The sequence below is a fragment of the Ruegeria sp. CG3 genome, from assembly GCF_056537205.1.
The window spans coordinates 107642-125484 of sequence record NZ_JBQFRC010000003.1 but is presented as its reverse complement, the minus strand read 5'-3'; the positions used below and the strand labels follow the sequence as shown (position 1 = coordinate 125484).

16 protein-coding genes are annotated in these 17843 nt (G+C 60.7%); 7 read left to right on the top strand and 9 right to left on the bottom strand.

The features are described 5' to 3' along the window. The first annotated feature begins 275 nt into the window (after nucleotides 1-275). Nucleotides 276-1121: an urea carboxylase-associated family protein gene (locus tag ACR0NB_RS13890; protein ID WP_480434532.1), complete on the top strand. Its 846-nt coding sequence runs from the start codon at nucleotides 276-278 to the stop codon at nucleotides 1119-1121. Nucleotides 1122-1150: 29 nt separating this feature from the next. Here ACR0NB_RS13890 and deoD read toward each other — a convergent pair whose 3' ends face one another. The 3 genes from deoD to ACR0NB_RS13875 all read right to left on the bottom strand — a co-directional run bounded on the left by deoD (nucleotide 1151) and on the right by ACR0NB_RS13875 (nucleotide 4278). Continuing rightward, entirely contained in the window at nucleotides 1151-1861 is a 711-nt protein-coding gene (gene deoD / locus ACR0NB_RS13885; protein ID WP_170373075.1) for a purine-nucleoside phosphorylase, read from the bottom strand. Between the two features lie 17 nt (nucleotides 1862-1878). Then, on the bottom strand, nucleotides 1879-2196 hold the full coding sequence (locus ACR0NB_RS13880; protein ID WP_170436077.1) for an H-NS histone family protein: 318 nt from the start codon (nucleotides 2194-2196) through the stop codon (nucleotides 1879-1881). A 114-nt stretch (nucleotides 2197-2310) separates the two neighbouring features. After that, nucleotides 2311-4278 (bottom strand): protein meaA, encoded by a 1968-nt coding sequence (locus tag ACR0NB_RS13875; protein ID WP_480775984.1) that lies wholly within the window; start codon nucleotides 4276-4278, stop codon nucleotides 2311-2313. A 146-nt stretch (nucleotides 4279-4424) separates the two neighbouring features. Between ACR0NB_RS13875 and ACR0NB_RS13870 the strand changes: the two genes are divergently transcribed. The 6 genes from ACR0NB_RS13870 (at nucleotide 4425) to ACR0NB_RS13845 (ending at nucleotide 11321) form a co-directional block, all read left to right on the top strand. Continuing rightward, nucleotides 4425-5810 (top strand): 1-acyl-sn-glycerol-3-phosphate acyltransferase, encoded by a 1386-nt coding sequence (locus ACR0NB_RS13870; RefSeq protein WP_480775983.1) that lies wholly within the window; start codon nucleotides 4425-4427, stop codon nucleotides 5808-5810. Between the two features lie 112 nt (nucleotides 5811-5922). Next, nucleotides 5923-7209, top strand: coding sequence for a crotonyl-CoA carboxylase/reductase (ccrA, locus tag ACR0NB_RS13865; RefSeq protein ID WP_170372225.1), 1287 nt, complete (start codon nucleotides 5923-5925; stop codon nucleotides 7207-7209). Between the two features lie 362 nt (nucleotides 7210-7571). Further along, nucleotides 7572-8291, top strand: a complete 720-nt coding sequence (locus ACR0NB_RS13860) for a helix-turn-helix transcriptional regulator (RefSeq protein WP_170342173.1) — start codon at nucleotides 7572-7574, stop codon at nucleotides 8289-8291. An 82-nt stretch (nucleotides 8292-8373) separates the two neighbouring features. After that, complete coding sequence (locus ACR0NB_RS13855) at nucleotides 8374-9012, top strand: acyl-homoserine-lactone synthase (RefSeq protein ID WP_170360153.1); 639 nt, start codon at nucleotides 8374-8376, stop codon at nucleotides 9010-9012. 51 nt (nucleotides 9013-9063) lie between these two features. Then, nucleotides 9064-10596, top strand: coding sequence for an ATP-dependent DNA helicase (locus tag ACR0NB_RS13850; protein ID WP_480632413.1), 1533 nt, complete (start codon nucleotides 9064-9066; stop codon nucleotides 10594-10596). Then, nucleotides 10593-11321, top strand: coding sequence for an SDR family oxidoreductase (locus ACR0NB_RS13845; protein WP_480775982.1), 729 nt, complete (start codon nucleotides 10593-10595; stop codon nucleotides 11319-11321). The genes ACR0NB_RS13850 and ACR0NB_RS13845 overlap by 4 nt, the downstream gene beginning before the upstream one ends. A 3-nt stretch (nucleotides 11322-11324) precedes the next feature. Here the strand turns inward: ACR0NB_RS13845 and ACR0NB_RS13840 are convergent, their stop codons facing one another. From ACR0NB_RS13840 to ACR0NB_RS13815, 6 genes are all read right to left on the bottom strand, one after another. Then, nucleotides 11325-12059: a TIGR02186 family protein gene (locus ACR0NB_RS13840; protein WP_254920174.1), complete on the bottom strand. Its 735-nt coding sequence runs from the start codon at nucleotides 12057-12059 to the stop codon at nucleotides 11325-11327. Nucleotides 12060-12090: 31 nt separating this feature from the next. Then, nucleotides 12091-13011 carry a sulfite exporter TauE/SafE family protein gene (locus ACR0NB_RS13835; protein ID WP_480775981.1) on the bottom strand — a complete coding sequence of 307 codons (921 nt, stop codon included), beginning with the start codon at nucleotides 13009-13011 and terminating at the stop codon, nucleotides 12091-12093. A gap of 121 nt (nucleotides 13012-13132) precedes the next feature. Next, nucleotides 13133-14056, bottom strand: coding sequence for a sulfite exporter TauE/SafE family protein (locus ACR0NB_RS13830; protein WP_480775980.1), 924 nt, complete (start codon nucleotides 14054-14056; stop codon nucleotides 13133-13135). Nucleotides 14057-14146: 90 nt separating this feature from the next. After that, nucleotides 14147-15115: an ABC transporter permease gene (locus ACR0NB_RS13825; RefSeq protein WP_170367643.1), complete on the bottom strand. Its 969-nt coding sequence runs from the start codon at nucleotides 15113-15115 to the stop codon at nucleotides 14147-14149. Continuing rightward, complete coding sequence (locus ACR0NB_RS13820) at nucleotides 15115-16209, bottom strand: ABC transporter permease (protein ID WP_170365357.1); 1095 nt, start codon at nucleotides 16207-16209, stop codon at nucleotides 15115-15117. The genes ACR0NB_RS13825 and ACR0NB_RS13820 overlap by 1 nt, the downstream gene beginning before the upstream one ends. Before the next feature lies 1 nt (nucleotide 16210). Then, complete coding sequence (locus ACR0NB_RS13815; protein WP_093963455.1) at nucleotides 16211-17740, bottom strand: ABC transporter ATP-binding protein; 1530 nt, start codon at nucleotides 17738-17740, stop codon at nucleotides 16211-16213. Nucleotides 17741-17843: the final 103 nt, after the last annotated feature.

The window sequence follows — 17843 nt, the reverse complement described above, 5'->3', positions numbered from 1 at the left end:
AAGCAGGGGAATGCCTGTTCTTCTGCTTCTGCTCGGCGCCGGCGTGTTCGCCTATTTCGTCTGGCGGTCCCGCACGTCTTCTTTGACCCGGGACTGCCGGTGGCGACAGCACAGGCAGGCCGGCACGTGGAGTTGTGCGTATTGCGGGGCGGTTTCCGTCTCCGAGACGCAGCCCACGCGATGCGAACGGAAATAAGCCTTTTTGCCGGAGGGAAACGGGGTTTTCCCAAAGGTCATTCTGGGTCAATCTGCGCAAAACAGCGGAAAGATGCAGAATGCCAAATCCTCCTTCGGATGCCGCCGCCCGCCGCGGGATCGCTCCAGTCATTTGCTACCCAAATGACACCCTGCCCAGCGTTGACCTTGACCTGCTGCTGGACGCCCGAAAGAGCGCGCGAAAGACAGCCGAAGTTCTGGTGCCGCCACGTGATGCCCGTTGCTTTGAGGTGCCGGCCGGACACTTCTTTCGGATCACCTCGGTCGAAGGCCCGCAGGTCGGCGACCTGAACCTGTGGAACCTGCACGACCTGAACGAACGTTTCTATTCGGGCAAGACGCGTGCATTGCATGGCACCCATGTCACGACCGGCGAGCGGCTATGGTCCAGCTTTCCCTTTCTGCGCCCGATGGCCACGATCGTTGCGGACACCTTGGACTGGTACGGAATCGATCAATTCGGCGGATCGGTGCATGACGTGATCGGAACGCGTTGCGATCCATATACCGGAAACCTGCTGTCGGGCACTCAGTACCATCATTGCTGCCACTCCAACCTGACCCGGGCGCTGGCTGACCATACTGGTCTGGAAATACCGGTATCCGAGCGTTTGGTGCACGACGTGTTGAACGTATTCATGTGCACCGGCTTTACCCGCGATACGGGGCAGTATTTCATGAAGGCTTCACCGGTTCGACCGGGTGACCACTTGGAGTTCTTCGCGGAAATCGACCTTCTGGGAGACCTCAGCGCCTGTCCGGGTGGGGATTGCTCGTCCGAGCACTCGTCGGATACCGCCGCCTGTCACCCGCTGTTGGTCGAGGTTTTCGCACCTGCCGAAGGCACGCTGAGCGGATGGCAAAGTCCAGCGCCCAATGGCTATGACCGTACGCATGGGCGCTGAGGCCCGGGGGTGACCCGGGCCGGTTTGTGTCAGGCGTTCGGGAAGGCGGCCTGCAGCGCAATTTCCACCATGTCACCAAAGCTGCTCTGGCGCTCGGACGAGGGCAGGGCCTCGCCGGTCAGAAGGTGATCGGACACGGTCAGAACCGCCAAGGCCTGGCATTTGTGCCGCGCGGCCAGGATATACAACTCGGCTGCCTCCATTTCGACACCCAGGATTCCGTGACGCACCATCTGTTCGTTCAGGTCGGGGCGTTCGTCATAGAAAACGTCAGACGAGTAGATGCCGCCGATATGGGTTGCCGTGCCCTTGGCCTCGGCTGCTTTGGCGGCAGCCTGCAGCAGGCCCCAATCTGCACAAGGCGCAAAGTTGAGCTCTTTCATGATGCCCCGGGACGGGGTGCTGAGCGTCGTTGACGTCATGGCCAGGATAACATCCCGGACCTTCACGTTTTCCTGCATGCCGCCGCAAGACCCGATGCGGATCAGGGTTTTTGCACCGTAGTCCCGGATCAGTTCATTTACGTAAATGGACAGCGACGGCATTCCCATTCCGCTGCCCTGAATGGTGACCGGGTTTCCTTTCCATTCGCCGGTGAAACCCAGCATCCCGCGGACATCGTTGATTTGCCGCACATTGTTCAGAAAAGTTTCGGCGGCCCATTTCGCACGATACGGATCACCCGGCAAAAGCACGGTCTCGGCGATTTCGCCTTTTTCGGCGCCAATGTGAATTGTCATTTTGATACTTTTCCCGTTCAGATTTCCAGATCGGAAATATCTGCCCCGGCTTTCAGCGCTTCGTGGACCCATTTCGGTTTTCGCCCACGCCCCGTCCAGGTTTGCGCCGGATCGGCCGGATTGCGATATTTCGCTTTGGCTTTCGATCCCTTGCCGGACCGCGTGGGCTGAGACGCCAAGTCGGACAAGGAAAACCCGTAAGCGGCAGCTGCTTTTTCAGCGGCCATCAATGCTTCCTGACGCTCTCTGGCCTCAGCGTTTTCCAGCGCCTTGTCGACCTGATCGCGCAATTCAAGCAATTCCTTACGCGACAGCTTTTCCAGATTTATGCCCATTGTCGTTCTCCGTACCCACCTGATTCATTTTTTACTCATCAGGCAACGTTACGGAGAATCCCAATCAATGGCCATTCTTTAAACGAAATGGGCAATGGAATTAATTTTGGGCGATTATTCCGCGGCCAGCGTTTTTGGATCGGCCAGCAAAACGATATCCCCCATTATGGCATTCAGCTCGAAATTCTTGGGCGTATAGACCTTGGCAACACCCATTGATCTGAGACGATCCGCGTCTTCGTCCGGGATGATGCCTCCGACGACAACCGGAATATCACCCAGACCCGCTTCTCGCAGGCGTGTCATCACTTCCTGAACCAGCGGCAGATGGCTGCCGGATAGGATCGACAGGCCGATCACATGGGCTTGCTGCTCGATGGCCGAAGCCACGATTTCCTCGGGGGTCAGGCGTATGCCGTCATATGTGATGTCCATGCCGCAATCGCGGGCGCGAAAAGCGATCTGCTCGGCGCCGTTGGAATGGCCGTCCAGCCCCGGCTTGCCGACCAGGAATTTCAGACGACGCCCAAGGCGGTCGCTGACTGCATCCACCGCTGCGCGCAAGTCGTCCAGGCCTTCGGTCTTGTTCGAGACCGAGCCCGAAACGCCCGTCGGGCCGCGATAGGTGCCAAAGACGCGGCGCATCTCTTCGGCCCACTCGCCGGTGGTGACACCGGCCTTGGCCGCGGCGATCGAGGGCTCCATGATGTTGGCACCCGATTGCGCGGCGGCGCGCAGATCGGCCAGCGCCGCGACCACGGCAGCGTCATCGCGGGCGGCACGCCAGTCGTTCAGGCGCGCGATCTGTTCCTGCTCGACCGCCGGATCGACGACCATGATCCCGCCATCCTCGGTCTGCAGGGGCGAGGGTTCGCCCTCGGTCCAGCGGTTCACGCCGACGACGATGGTTTCATTGCGCTCGATCCGGTTGAGACGCTCGGCGTTGGAATCCACCAGCCGCGATTTCATGTAGTCGATCGCCGCAACCGCACCACCCATCGAGTCCAGATTGGCCAGTTCGGCCCGGGCGCCCTGCTTCAGTTCCTCGACCTTGGCGTCGACCACCGTGTTGCCATCGAACAGGTCGTCGTATTCCAGCAGGTCGGTCTCATAAGCCAGGATCTGCTGCATCCGCATCGACCATTGCTGGTCCCAGGGGCGCGGCAGGCCCAAGGCCTCATTCCACGCTGGCAGTTGCACCGCCCGGGCGCGCGCCTTTTTCGACAGGGTCACGGCCAGCATCTCGATCAGGATGCGATAGACGTTGTTCTCGGGCTGCTGCTCGGTCAGGCCCAGAGAGTTGACCTGAACACCATAGCGGAATCGGCGGAACTTGGGGTTTTCCACGCCATAGCGCTGTTGCAGGATTTCATCCCAAAGATCGACGAAAGCCCGCATTTTGCACATTTCGGTGACAAACCGGATGCCCGCATTCACGAAAAACGAGATGCGGCCGCACAGCGCCGGAAAGTCCTCGGCCGGAACGCGGGGGCGCAGCTCGTCCAGTACCGCGATGGCGGTGGCCAGCGCATAGGCCAGCTCCTGCTCGGGCGTCGCGCCGGCCTCTTGCAGGTGGTAGGAACACACGTTCATCGGGTTCCATTTCGGTACGTTCGAATAACAATACTCGGCCACGTCCGCGATCATCTTCAGTGAAGGTTTGGGCGGGCAGACATAGGTGCCGCGGCTCAGGTATTCCTTGATCAGGTCGTTCTGCACCGTGCCCTGCAGCTTGGACACATCGGCGCCCTGTTCCTCGGCCACCGCGATATACAGCGCCAGCAGCCAGGGGGCCGTGGCGTTGATCGTCATCGAGGTGTTCATCTGCTCCAGCGGGATCTGGTCGAACAGCACCCGCATGTCGCCCAGGTGGCAGACGGGCACCCCGACCTTGCCGACCTCGCCCCGGGCCAGGGTGTGATCGCTGTCATATCCGGTCTGCGTCGGCAGATCGAAGGCCACTGACAGACCGGTCTGCCCTTTGGCCAGGTTGGACCGGTACAGCGCGTTCGAGGCTTTGGCCGTGGAATGACCGGCATAGGTTCGGATGAGCCAGGGGCGGTCTTTCTGCGTCTGCGTCATGGTCAGAGCCTCATGCGTCGATGGGTAACAATATTTCTCTCATGGGTTCTAAAGCGCAATTTTCAGCACATGTCAATTCGCTGCGTTGCGGCATGTACGGCGTGCTGCCGATTGTGACAGCGGCGGTTTGGTGGCACTGTGCGGGCATGACGCAGACCGTTGAGTTACCGATTTGGCTGTTTGTTCTGATCGTGGTGTTTGCCGCGGTCACTTTTGCCTCGCATTTCCTGTTCCCGTCGGTGCGCTGGTTCTTTCGCCGTCGGCTTGAACGGGCTGTTGAACGGTTGAACCAGCGCCTGCAACGGCCGATCCAGCCGTTCAAACTGGCCGAGCGTCATGACATGATCCAACGCCTGATCTATGACCCGCAGGTTGGTCAGGCTGTTCAGCACCACGCCGAAGAACATGGAATCCCCGAAGCGGTCGCGTTCGAGCAGGCCCGGCGCTACGCCCGGGAAATCGTCCCGTCGTTTTCGGCCTTCATGTATTTCAGCTTTGCCATTCGGTTGGCTCGATGGTTGAGCAACGCGTTCTACAATGTCCGCCTCAGCCACGAGGACGAGGCCGCATTGAAGGAGATCGATCCCAAAGCAACCGTGGTCTTTGTGATGAACCACCGGAGCAACATGGATTATGTTCTGGTGACCTATCTGGCCGCGCAACAGTCGGCGCTGTCCTATGCGGTGGGCGAGTGGGCACGGGTTTGGCCGCTCAGCCGGTTGATCCGCGCGATGGGGGCTTATTTTATTCGACGCAAGTCCGGCAGCGAACTCTACCGGCAGGTTCTGGCCAGCTATGTGCGCCTGGCCACCAATGCCGGTGTGACGCAGGCGATGTTCCCCGAGGGCGGTCTGAGCCTCACCGGGTCTTTGGGACGACCCAAACTGGGACTGCTGAAATACATCATCGACGGCACCAGTCCCGATGGTCGCGACGTCGTGTTCGTGCCGGTTGCGCTGAACTATGACCGGGTGCTGGAGGATACGATTCTGACCGCCGCCGCCTTGGGCAGCGAACGGCGTTTCCGCGCGCGGATCGGCGTGATCACAAGGTGGAGCCTGAAACAGATATGGCGCCGTATCATCGGGCGTTACAAACGGTTCGGTCTTGCCTCGGTCCGATACGGCCTGCCCATTTCGCTGCAGGAGTTTCGCGAACAAGCCGGCCCGGACCTGATGACGGATCTGGCTCGAGAGTTGATGCGCCGGATTGGCCGGGCGATTCCTTTGGTCCCAGCGCCCGCCGCGTGCTGGCTCGTTCGCGAAAACGGCACCATCTCCGAGTCTGACGTTCAGTCACGGATCGTCGAGCTGATGCGGCGCGAGGGCGCCACGGACGAAGACCTGAAGGCCATCCCGCCAGCGATCGAACAACTGGTCGAACGGCGAATACTGAGCAGAAACAACGGTATGCTGTCGCCATCGGTCGAGCGGCTGGATCTGATGAAGTATTATGCGGCCTCAGCGCCCATCAGCGAAGACCCGGATGGTTCTGCGGCTGCAAAAGAAATTTCTGCGGTCGCTGGGTCATAAAATTTCAATAATGATCCGAAATGGGTTGCAAAATTACTCATGGGCCAATATTCCAGCCTATGAAGCGCGCGATTCTGCGTCGCGGCGAACACGTTTGACAGAGGAGGCCACAATGGCTTTGGACACCGACGGCGGCATCGCGTCCTACGAGGCACCGGAAAAAGACCTCTATGAGATGGGTGAAATCCCTCCGATGGGATATGTGCCCAAACAGATGTATGCGTGGGCCATCCGTAGAGAGCGCCACGGCGAGCCCGACACTGCGATGCAGTTGGAGGTGGTCGATGTGCCCAAGCTGGACAGCCACGAAGTGCTGGTTCTGGTGATGGCGGCGGGCGTCAACTACAACGGTGTTTGGGCCTCGCTCGGCAAACCGATCAGCCCCTTTGATGGCCACAAGGCCCCGTATCACATCGCGGGCTCGGATGCGTCGGGCATCGTCTGGGCGGTGGGCGACAAGGTGAAACGCTGGAAGGTCGGCGACGAGGTCGTGATCCACTGCAACCAGGACGACGGCGACGATGAAGAGTGCAACGGCGGCGATCCGATGTATTCGCCCAGCCAGCGCATCTGGGGCTATGAAACGCCCGATGGGTCATTTGCGCAATTCACCAACGTGCAGGCGCAACAGCTGATGCCGCGCCCCAAGCACCTGACTTGGGAAGAAAGCGCCTGCTACACGCTGACGCTGGCCACTGCCTATCGGATGCTGTTCGGGCACGAGCCGCATGATCTGAAGCCGGGCCAGAACGTTCTGGTCTGGGGCGCGTCGGGGGGGCTGGGCTCCTACGCGATCCAGCTGATCAACACGGCCGGCGCCAACGCAATCGGCGTGATCTCGGACGAAAGCAAGCGGGACTTCGTGATGGGGCTGGGCGCCAAGGGCGTCATCAACCGCAAGGACTTCAACTGCTGGGGCCAGTTGCCTACGGTCAACACACCTGAATATGCCGAGTGGTTCAAAGAGGCCCGCAAGTTCGGCAAGGCGATCTGGGACATCACGGGCAAGGGCGTGAACGTCGACATGGTGTTCGAACACCCCGGCGAGAGCACCTTCCCGGTCTCGACCTTTGTCGTCAAAAAAGGTGGCATGGTCGTGATCTGCGCCGGGACCACCGGCTACAACCTGACCTTTGACGTTCGGTACATGTGGATGCACCAGAAGCGTCTGCAGGGTTCGCATTTCGCGCATCTCAAGCAGGCGTCCGCTGCAAACCGGCTGATGCTGGAGCGGCGTCTCGATCCCTGCATGTCCGAAGTGTTCACTTGGAAAGAACTGCCCGAGGCGCACATGAAAATGATGCGGAACGAGCACAAGCCGGGCAACATGTCTGTCTTGGTTCAGGCCCCGCGTACGGGCATGCGGACCTTGGAAGAGGTTCTGGACGCCCGCGGTTGATCACCGCGCATTGAAAGCAAGCGCCCGCGAATCGTTCGGACGGTTCGCGGGCGTTTTGCGTTCGGAAGATGGGACATTGTTTTTCAATGCCATGCAAATTCGGGACCCGCTGTTTTTGGGGAGTAGAAAGCAGTGAATAGGCAAGAAAACAGCGTACATGTTATGGTTGTGTTAACCCTTCGTTAACTGTTTCGGAGAGACCATGATGGCGCGAAATGAGTGGATACTGGACGTATTGTCGGACCTCAACGCCTTCGCCGTTGCGAATGGGTTGACCGCGCTGGCCGAGCAGCTTGACGACACCAGGCTGATCGCCGCGGCCGAAATTGCGTCCCTGAACGATGAGGCAAAAGCGCCGTCGAATGGGAACACAGTTCGATTTGAGCCAGGTCCTGGAGGATTTGGAAAACACCAGCACGCTTGACGAGCTGGGTGCGGTTGCTGTCCGCATCAGGGACAAACTGAAGGTCGATCACATCGTCTATCACTGGGTCGATGGCGCCGGCGATCAATATGGCTACACCACCTATCCGGATGCCTGGGCCGACCGATACCGTGAACGCAACTATCACCGAATAGATCCCGTAATCCTGGGCTGCTTCCAGCGGTTTCATCCGGTCAATTGGAAATCTCTGAACTGGTCCGGCAAGGTCGCAAAAGCCTTTCTGCAGGATGCTTTGGATCATGGTGTCGGCAATCAGGGCTATTCGATCCCAATTCGTGGGCCGAATGGCCAGTTCGCGCTTTTTACGGTCAATCACAGTTGCAGCGACGAGGCTTGGGGCGCCTTCATCGTGACCTACAGCCGCGAGTTGATACTGCTCGCCCACTACTTCAACCGCAAAGCTTTGGATTTCGAGCAGGACCGCAGACCTGAATCCGCGCGCGGTCTCTCTCCGCGCGAGATCGACGCGATGACGCTGCTGGCCTTGGGCTACAGCCGGGCGCAGGTCGCGCACTCCCTGTCTATTTCCGAGCACACATTGCGTGTCTATATCGAAAGCGCCCGGTCCAAGCTGGGTGCTCTGAATACAACCCATGCCATCGCCACTGCCCTCAGCAGAGGATTAATAGTGGTTTAAGGCCCGCGCGAGGGCCACACGGTAAATTAACCACGACTTTGTACCCCCTTCGTTCCAGTACTGGACGACAAGGGGAAAAGTCATGCTGCGTTATGTTTACGCTGACGAGCTTCATAAATTTCCAAAATTGGCCGAGGGGATGTTTCGCGACCGCGCAGATCAATTCAAAACCCGCTTGGGATGGGATGTTCATGTCAATTCCAAAGGAGAGGAACGGGATCAGTATGATGATCTGAACCCGCTGTATGTCATCTGGGAAGAGCCGGACGGCAGTCACGGCGGATCGATGCGGGTATTGCCCACGACTGGCCCTGTCATGGTAAATGAGGTGTTCGGGCATCTGACCGGCGGCAGCCCAATCCGCAGCCCGCTGATCTGGGAAGTGACGCGGTTCTGCCTGTCCCGCACCGCTCATCCACACACGGCCGGGGCAATCATGCTGAGCGGGGGGGAGATCATGGAAGGCTTCGGTCTGACCCACATCGCCGGGGTCTTTGATGCAAGGATGATCCGTATCTATCGGCTAATCGGTTCCTCGCCGGTGGTCTTGGGCTCGGAGGGGGCGGGCCGTGACCAGATTTCGGTCGGTCTTTGGCCCTATTCCGCTGACGATTGCAACCGCGTGGCCGAGCGGGCGGGCATCCCGCGCGAACTGTCGCGATTGTGGTTCAAGACTGCGTTCGGGTCCGCCGCGCGGCATCGGTTCGCACTGTCTGCCTGACGTTGAATTCCGCATCTGGCGCAGGTTGGCGCGGCCCTGTAGGGTCGCGCCATGTCTCTGCCTAAGGTTACTTTTTCCGAAGATCAGGCCGCCGCGTTCGACAGCATTGCCCAGATGCTGAAAACCGCAGGCGTGGACCTGGAAGATGATGCGCTGCTCAAGCTGCCCGGCCAGGGCGAATCGGGGGTCATGGCGGTGATCGGCAAGGCCGGGTCGGGCAAGACCCTGCTGTTGGCCGAACTCTACAAGGCGCTGGCTGAGACCGGAGTTCAGATCGTCTCGGGCGACTATGAAAGCCGCAAATCGAAAGACAAGCGCAGCCTTGCCATTTTGGCCCCGACCAACAAGGCCGCCAGCGTGTTGCGATTGCGCGGTGTTCCGGCCACCACCATTCACCGCATTCTGTACACGCCGGTCTATGATCCGGAATACGAACGGATCGCCGAGTGGCTGGCGGGCAATGACGACCGCCCCGAGATCGAAGGCCTGACCGACGAGGCGTTGGACCGCGCGGCCGCGTTCTATGCCAACAACAAGTCCATCCCGGGTGCCCTGGCCGCCGCCGGCCTGCGCGGGTCGGATTTCATAACCGGATGGAAACGTCGCGACGAGCCGCTGGATATCGGGTTCGTCGATGAGGCCTCGATGCTGGATGACCGGCAGTTCGAGGATCTCAAGGAGATCTTTCCCACTTTGCTGCTGTTCGGCGATCCGGCACAGTTGGCACCAGTGAATCAGTCCGGGTCGATGGTGTTCGATGCTCTGCCCGAACCGCGCAAGCTGATCCTGCACCGGGTGCACCGGCAAGAGGCCGACAACCCCATCCTGGACCTGGCTCATGCGCTGGCCGATCCTGCGATGGGGTTCGAGGATTTCGAACGCCTTGTCGAGCAGACCGCACGCACGGATGACCGCGTGGTCTGGGGCCAGCGGGTCGAGGTCGACCTGATGGCCCGAAGTCCGGTTTTGGTCTGGCGGAATGCGACGCGTATCCGGCTGATCCAGGCCTTCCGCCAGGTGCATGGCGCCCCCGAGACCGAGCTGTTGGAAGGTGAACCGTTGATCTGTGACGGGATCGAGCTGCCGCTGAAGCACCGCAAGAAGCGGCTGGACCTCGAGGCGCGCGGGCTGATCAAGGGCGCGCAGGTGATCTATCTGGGGCCGGGGCGCAAGCCGGGGTTCTCGCGGCTGCATGTCATGGGGGCCGAAGACCCGCAGGTCAGCGCCGCGTCGATCGTGCAGATCGAAAAGCCCGACGAGGAAGAGCCCTTCATCCCCTTTGCCGCGCGCATGGGGGCCACGTTTCTGCATGGGGCCGCGGTGACGATCCACAAGGCGCAGGGCTCGCAATGGGACACGGTGCAGGTCTTTGCCCCTGACCTTTACGCCGCCGCCCGCATGGGCCGGACCGAGGCCGGGCAACCCCTGTGGAAACGGCTGGCCTATGTGGCCATCACCCGGGCGCAAGAGCGGCTGATCTGGGTGGTGCGCAACCGGCTGTCCAAACCAAGCCACCCGCTGCGGGTTGACGACCTGCGCGCGGTCCCGGCCGCAAAACTTACGCTGGAGGCGGAAGAGACGTGAGGACGATCATTGTAACCGGGGCAAGTTCGGGCATTGGGCGGGCGACGGCCGAGCTGTTTCTGGACCAGGGATGGAAGGTCGGCCTTCTGGCGCGCAGTGCAGACAAGCTGAGCCAGATGGCCGCAACGCGCGAAAACGCCATTCCCCTGGTGGCCGACGTAACCGACCCCCAAGCGGTGTCGGCGGCGTTCGATGAATTTCAGGCGCAGGCTGGACGGTTGGATGTTCTGTTCAACAACGCAGGGATCCTTGCCCCCGCGGGAACGATCGACGAGATCACGCTGGACGACTGGTATCAGAGCGTCAACGTGAACCTGAACGGGATGTTTCTGTGCGCCCGCGCGGCCTTTGGCCTGATGCGCAGACAGGTGCCCAAGGGGGGCCGCATCATCAACAACGGCTCGATCGCGGCGCATGTACCGCGCCCGAATTCGGTTCACTACACCGCCACCAAACACGCGATAACCGGGCTGACACGAAGCCTGTCGCTTGACGGCCGCGCTCATGGTATCGCCTGTGGGCAGATTGACATCGGAAATGCCAGAACCCAGATGGTGCAGACCCTGGTCGATAGGGCGGTTGCTGAAGGGCGAGAGCCTGATCCGAGGATGGCGGTCGAAGATGCCGCGCGCTCGGTCCTGCACATGGCCAGCCTGCCGCCCGAAGCCAACGTCCAGTTCATGACCGTGATGGCAACGACGATGCCGTATATAGGGCGCGGGTAGCGGTCAGTTTTCGCGCAGCAGTCGGAAAGCCGTCGAAGCGCCCCAGCCTGCGGCGATGGCAATGACAAGGGACATCAACCCGTACCAGACCGGCTGTTGGCGCGACATGTTGTAGAGAAACCGCTCGAGCCCGACTTTCCGAACGTCGATAACCGTCTCGAACTGCGAAATGACTTCGCCATTCCGCATCAGGAAGATGCGGGTCAGGTAGTCGCCTTCGGTCAGGTCGGCCGGCATCTCGATGGAGGTGCGGAATAGCGTTTGCTCATCCACGGCAACCGTGTTCTCACGGATCGAATACAGGCCCTCATCCTCGCGGATCCTGACGACAGCCCGGGCGAAATTCTGCGCCTCCCGGATATGCATGGCCGCCCCGACGGACCGGATCGCGCGCCGGATCGAGATGCGATAGCGCAGGTCTTCGGTGTCGGTGATGATGTCCGTGAACGGCGCGCTTGTGGCGACTGCGTAGAAGCTGGGTGCGGAATCGACCAGAACGCTGTCGGTATTCACCCAGATGCCGAATTTCTTCTCCTTGCGCCGCACCATGACCGGCTCGGACGGGCCCGCGACTGCCACGATCACCTCAAGCGGAGGGCCGGGCGGGATAGGCGCTTCGCGCTTGACGGCGCCAAAGATCAGAATCTCGGATCCATCGAAATCGGCGGTAATGGCTACGCGATCTTGGCTGAGGCCAAGAACGACCTGCTCATCCGCGGCATGGGCGGGGAGGGTCATGAATACAAGGGCGATGAACCACCGCAACACGTCAATGCCCCCCATCGGTGCCAAGCGAATAGAGCTCGGCCGGTTGCAACAACAGATCCAGGGCCAGCTTGCCGCAAACCGCCAAGACAAGAGCTGCCAGCAGAACGCGCAGCTGCTCGGCCGGGATGCGTGCCCCCAGCACGGTCCCGATCTGAGCCCCGATCACCCCGCCAACCAACAGTAGGACAGCCAGCATGATATCGACCGTAAAGTTGGTCGTGGCGTGCAGCATGGTGGTGAAGCCAGTGACGAAAATAATCTGGAAAAGGGATGTCCCCACAACCACTTTGGTTGGCATTCCCAGCAGATAGATCATGGCGGGCACCATGATGAACCCGCCGCCCACGCCCATGATCGCCGACAACACGCCGACGAACAGGCCGACAATCACCGGCGGGATGACTGAGATATACAGCCCCGAGGTCCGGAACCGCATCTTGAACGGCAGGGCGTGGATCCACCCCCTCTGGCGCCGTTTGACAGGGACTGCACCGGCTTTTCGGGACCTGCGCAGTGCATTGAGGCTTTCAAAGAACATCAGCCCGCCAATGACGCCCAGAAAGACGACATAGCAGAGCTTGACCAGCAGATCGACCTGACCCAGGCTTTTGAGATAGTTGAAGAAGACAACGCCCACGGCGGCGCCGATCAGACCACCCACAAGAAGGACCGTGCCCATCTTCAGATCGACCGTCTTTCTTCGGAAATGCGCCAGCACGCCCGAGAATGACGAGGCAACGATCTGGTTCGCCTCGGTTGCCACGGCAACGGCAGGTGGGATGCCGATAAAGAACAGCAGCGGGGTCATCAAAAAGCCGCCACCGACACCGAACATGCCGGACAGAATTCCCACCATGCCGCCAAGGCCCAGCAGCAGAAAGGCGTTCACGGAAACTTCGGCGATAGGCAGATAGATATGCATGTGGGCTAGCCGATCCGTGCTGCGGTGGACTGGTTACAACGATCAAAGGTGGGTGCGCTGCGTTGGGCGAGGGAATGCACTGGCGAGTACACGGCGGTTTCGAGGGAAAAACTGGTCACGGTCATACCCCCGCCAATTCAGATAGCGAATAGAATTCTGTCGGAGCCACGATCAGTTCCAGCCCGACTTTTCCGGCCACGATCATGACCAGTACCGCCAGCAAAACCCGCAGCTGCTCAGCCTTCAGCCGGGCGCCGACCATGCTGCCGAACTGGGCCCCGACGACACCCCCGATCAACAGGAACAAGGCCAGCACGATATCCACGCTGAAGTTGGTCGAAGCGTGTATCATCGTCGTGAACCCGGCCACGAAAATGATCTGAAACAGCGAGGTTCCGATCACCACCTTTGTCGGCATTCCCAGGATATAGATCATTGCCGGAACCATGATGAACCCGCCGCCAACGCCCATGATGGCCGACAGGATTCCGACGCCAAAGCCGACCAGGATGGGTGGAATGACCGAGATATACAGATTTGACTCGCGGAACCGCATTTTGAACGGCAGCGCATGAACCCAGGTGCGTTGGCGACGTGCGATCGGTGCGGTGCCGCCCGCTGCCCGTGACCGGCGAATTGCACGCAGGCTCTCAATGAACATCAAGGTGCCGATGAGGCCAAGAAACACGACGTAGCAAAGCTGAACCGCCAGATCGACCTGCCCCAAATGCTTGAGATAGTTGAAGACAAGCATCCCCAGCGTCGCGCCCAGCAGGCCGCCACCCAGCAGAACCGATCCCATCTTCAGGTCTACAGTCCTGCGCTTGAGATGGGCCATCAGCCCAGAAAATGAGGATGCCACTACCTGGTTGGCCGATGTCGCCACGGCGACCGCCGGCGGAATACCGATCAGAAACAGCAGTGGCGTGATCAAAAAGCCGCCTCCCACTCCGAACATGCCGGACAGAACGCCCACGGAAACACCAATCGCCAGCAGCATAAACGGGCTAACGGATACTTCGGCTATGGGAAGGTAGACGTGCATACCCCCTTAGAGCGCTTGCGGCATGCAAAATCAACTCTGCATGCCGCTTTGCAGCAAACAGGACTGAAAACCAGTCCTGAACTGGCCTTATCAGCGCTCTTTCACATAAGGCTCGCCACCGGCCCTTGGCGGGACCGCTTTGCCGACGAAACCTGCCAGGATCACCACGGTCAGGATATAGGGCAGCGCGTCCATGACCTGAACGGGGATTATGATGCCGCCCAGGTCGATATTCTGGAACCGCAGAGCGACAGCCTGCAGCAGCCCGAACAGTAAACACGCCCACATGGCGTGCCATGGCCGCCACTTGGCAAAGATCAGTGCGGCCAGTGCGATGAAGCCCCGGCCGGCCGTCATGTCTTTGACGAACCCTGCCTGCAACGCAGTAGCCAAATAGGCCCCGGCGATGCCACACAGCACGCCACAGATGGCGACGGCTGCGTAGCGAAGCCCCACCACCGAGACGCCCGCAGTGTCCACTGCCGCCGGGTTTTCACCCACGGCGCGCAGGCGCAGGCCAAAGCGGGTGCGGAACAGCACCCACCAGGTGGCGGGCACCATCAGGAACGCCACGTAAACAAGAATCGAGTGGCCTGAGAGCAATTCGGCGTAGATGGGACCGATGATCGGCACACCGCTCAAAGCTTCTGCGAAGGGGAAGTTGATCGGCTCAAACCGGCCACCCCCGAACAACGACGGAGTGCGGCCGCCTTGCTGGAACCAGTCCTGGGCCACCAGCACTGTCAAGCCGGCAGCCAGGAAGTTGATGGCGACACCGGAAATCAGCTGGTTCCCCCGGAACGTGATCGAGGCAAGCCCGTGCAGGCCAGACAGCACCAAGGACGATGCGATGCCGGCCAGCAGGCCCAGCCAAACCGACCCGGTGACGGCGGCAACGGCGGCCGAGAAGAATGCGGCCATCAGCATCTTGCCTTCCAGGCCGATGTCGAAAATGCCAGCGCGTTCCGAATACAAGCCGGCCAGACAGGCCAGAAGCAGCGGCGTGGCCAGGCGAATGGTCGAGTCCAGAACCTGGACGATCGTCAGGAACAACTCCATCAGTTCGCCTCCTTCCGCAGAGCCAGGAACAGCTTTTCAAGCGGCATGCGGACCATGTTGTCCAGCGCTCCGGTGAACAGGATTACCAGCGCCTGGATCACCACGATCAGCTCGCGCGGGATCGACGTCCACAGGGCCAGTTCCGCGCCCCCCTGATAGAGGAAACCAAACAGGATGGCCGCCAGGAACACGCCGAACGGGTGCGAGCGGCCCATCAGGGCCACCGCGATGCCGATAAAACCCGCGCCCTCGGTCGAGTTCAGAACCAGCCGCTCGGCCTCACCCATGACGTTGTTGATCGCCATCAGGCCCGCCAGAGCGCCCGAGATCAGCATCGCCACGATGGTGATGCGCACCGGTGAGATACCGGCATAGACCGCACCGGTTTCCGAATGCCCATAGGCCCGGATTTCATAGCCCAGGCGGGTGCGCCAGATCAGCGCCCAGACGACGATGCAGGCGATGACCGCGATGATCAGCGAGATGTTGGCCGGAGCCGCCTTGGAGAAGGTGATCCCGATCGGGGCCAGCATCTCGTGCAGGGTGGGCAGATGTACCGCCTCGGCAAAGCGGGCGGTGGCCGGGTCTTGCGAGCCGGCCGGTCGCATCACGTTGACCAGCATGTAGTTCAGCAGCGCCGCAGCGATGAAGTTGAACATGATCGTGGTGATCACGATATGGCTGCCGCGCTTGGCCTGCAGATAGGCCGGTATCGCAGCCCAGGCCGCGCCGAACAGCATGCCGGCGGCCATCGCAGCCAGCAGAGCGATGCTCCAATGCGGCCAAGGCACATAGAGGCACACCATGGCAACGCCCAGTCCGCCCAACATGGCCTGACCTTCGCCGCCGATGTTGAACAGACGGGCGTGGAAGGCCACCGCGACCGCCAAACCGGTGAACATGAAGTTGGTGGCATAGTACAGGGTATAACCCCAGCCATAGGTCGACCCCAGCGCGCCGGTGACCATCAGGTTCACCGCCTCGACCGGGTTTTCGCCAATGGCCAGAATGACCAGTGTCGACAGGATTGCGGCCAGGATCAGACTGATGAGCGGGATCAGAATGACGTCGGCCCATTTTGGCATCTTGTCCATGTTACGCGGCCTCCCCCGCAACACCGGCCATCAACAGGCCCAGTTCTTTTTCATCCGTTTCATGGGGCAGGCGCTCGCCCATGATATGTCCATCGAACATCACTGCAATCCGGTCGGACAGAGAGAAGATCTCTTCCAACTCGACCGAGACCAGCAGGATCGCCTTGCCCTGATCGCGCAGGGCGACGATCTGCTTGTGAATGAACTCGATCGCGCCGATGTCCACGCCGCGGGTCGGCTGGCCCACCAACAGCAAATCGGGGTTCCGCTCGATCTCGCGAGCAACCACGATCTTCTGCTGGTTTCCACCCGAAAAGTTCTTGGCCGACAGCCAGCCATTGGGCGGACGCACGTCGAATTTCTCGATCTTGCGTTCTGTGTCGGCGCGCAGGGCGGCGTTGTTCATGAAAATCCCGCGCTGATAAGCGGGGTCGCGGTGATAGCCGAAGGCCACGTTTTCCCAGGCGTGGAAGTCCATGATCAGACCTTCGCGCTGCCGGTCTTCGGGCACATGCGCGATGCCTTGGGCGCGCCGCGCCTGACCGTCGGCCTCGGGTCCGCTGAGCGCCAGTGGCGTACCATTCAGTTTGATCACGCCTGATCCCGGGCGCATTCCGCCCAACACCTCGAGCAGCTCGGACTGCCCGTTGCCGGCGACGCCCGCGATGCCCACGATCTCGCCCGCGCGGACGGTCAGGTCGATACCTTTGACGCGCTCGACGCCCGCCGAATCCGTCACCCGCAGGTTCTCGATTTCAAGGATGGGCTTGCCGGGTTTGGCCGGCACCTTGTCGACGCGCAGCAGAACCTTGCGCCCGACCATCAGCTCGGCCAGCTCCTCGGGGTTGGTCTCGGCGGTCTTGACCGTAGCGGTCATCTGTCCGCGGCGCATCACCGACACGGTGTCGGTGGCCTCCATGATCTCGCGCAGCTTGTGGGTGATCAGGATGATGGTCTTGCCTTCGGCGCGCAGCCGGTCGAGGATGCGGAACAGCTGGTCGGCCTCGGCCGGGGTCAGCACCCCGGTGGGCTCGTCCAGAATCAGGATTTCCGCCTTGCGGTACAGCGCCTTGAGGATTTCGACCCGCTGCTGCATGCCCACGCCGATCTCGTCTATACGCTTGTCGGGGTCTACGAACAGCTCGTATTCTTCCTCGAGCTCTTTCAGCTCTTTCCGGGCCTTGGCCAGCGAGGGGGCCAGCAGCCCGCCATCTTCGGCGCCCAGAACGATGTTTTCCAGAACGGTGAAATTCTCGACCAGCTTGAAATGCTGAAAGACCATGCCGATCCCCGCGGCGATCGCGGCCTGGCTGTCGGGGATGTCGGTCTTTTTGCCGTTGATCCAGATTTCACCTTTGTCGGCCTTGTAGAAGCCGTACAGAATGCTCATCAGCGTGGATTTGCCCGCACCGTTTTCACCGATGATCCCGTGGATCGTGCCGGGGGCGACGCTGATCGAGATGTCCTTGTTCGCTTGAACTGGCCCAAAGGCTTTGGAAATCCCTTTGAGCTCGATGGCGGGGACTGTCATGTCTTGTCCTCGATTGCCGTAGAAGCTGCGCTGATTTCGCGATCATTCTTTCGTGGCGAAACAGCGGCATGAGTGGATGCGGGACGGGAGGTTTCCCCCGCCC

Bases quoted from the DNA above. Each gene is read 5' to 3' on its own strand.
- ACR0NB_RS13890 (WP_480434532.1), top strand. From the start codon at position 276: ATGCCAAATCCTCCTTCGGATGCCGCCGCCCGCCGCGGGATCGCTCCA.
- deoD (WP_170373075.1), bottom strand. From the start codon at position 1,861: ATGACAATTCACATTGGCGCCGAAAAAGGCGAAATCGCCGAGACCGTG.
- ACR0NB_RS13880 (WP_170436077.1), bottom strand. From the start codon at position 2,196: ATGGGCATAAATCTGGAAAAGCTGTCGCGTAAGGAATTGCTTGAATTG.
- ACR0NB_RS13875 (WP_480775984.1), bottom strand. From the start codon at position 4,278: ATGACGCAGACGCAGAAAGACCGCCCCTGGCTCATCCGAACCTATGCC.
- ACR0NB_RS13870 (WP_480775983.1), top strand. From the start codon at position 4,425: ATGACGCAGACCGTTGAGTTACCGATTTGGCTGTTTGTTCTGATCGTG.
- ccrA (WP_170372225.1), top strand. From the start codon at position 5,923: ATGGCTTTGGACACCGACGGCGGCATCGCGTCCTACGAGGCACCGGAA.
- ACR0NB_RS13860 (WP_170342173.1), top strand. From the start codon at position 7,572: ATGGGAACACAGTTCGATTTGAGCCAGGTCCTGGAGGATTTGGAAAAC.
- ACR0NB_RS13855 (WP_170360153.1), top strand. From the start codon at position 8,374: ATGCTGCGTTATGTTTACGCTGACGAGCTTCATAAATTTCCAAAATTG.
- ACR0NB_RS13850 (WP_480632413.1), top strand. From the start codon at position 9,064: ATGTCTCTGCCTAAGGTTACTTTTTCCGAAGATCAGGCCGCCGCGTTC.
- ACR0NB_RS13840 (WP_254920174.1), bottom strand. From the start codon at position 12,059: ATGACCCTCCCCGCCCATGCCGCGGATGAGCAGGTCGTTCTTGGCCTC.
- ACR0NB_RS13835 (WP_480775981.1), bottom strand. From the start codon at position 13,011: ATGCATATCTATCTGCCTATCGCCGAAGTTTCCGTGAACGCCTTTCTG.
- ACR0NB_RS13830 (WP_480775980.1), bottom strand. From the start codon at position 14,056: ATGCACGTCTACCTTCCCATAGCCGAAGTATCCGTTAGCCCGTTTATG.
- ACR0NB_RS13825 (WP_170367643.1), bottom strand. From the start codon at position 15,115: ATGGAGTTGTTCCTGACGATCGTCCAGGTTCTGGACTCGACCATTCGC.
- ACR0NB_RS13820 (WP_170365357.1), bottom strand. From the start codon at position 16,209: ATGGACAAGATGCCAAAATGGGCCGACGTCATTCTGATCCCGCTCATC.
- ACR0NB_RS13815 (WP_093963455.1), bottom strand. From the start codon at position 17,740: ATGACAGTCCCCGCCATCGAGCTCAAAGGGATTTCCAAAGCCTTTGGG.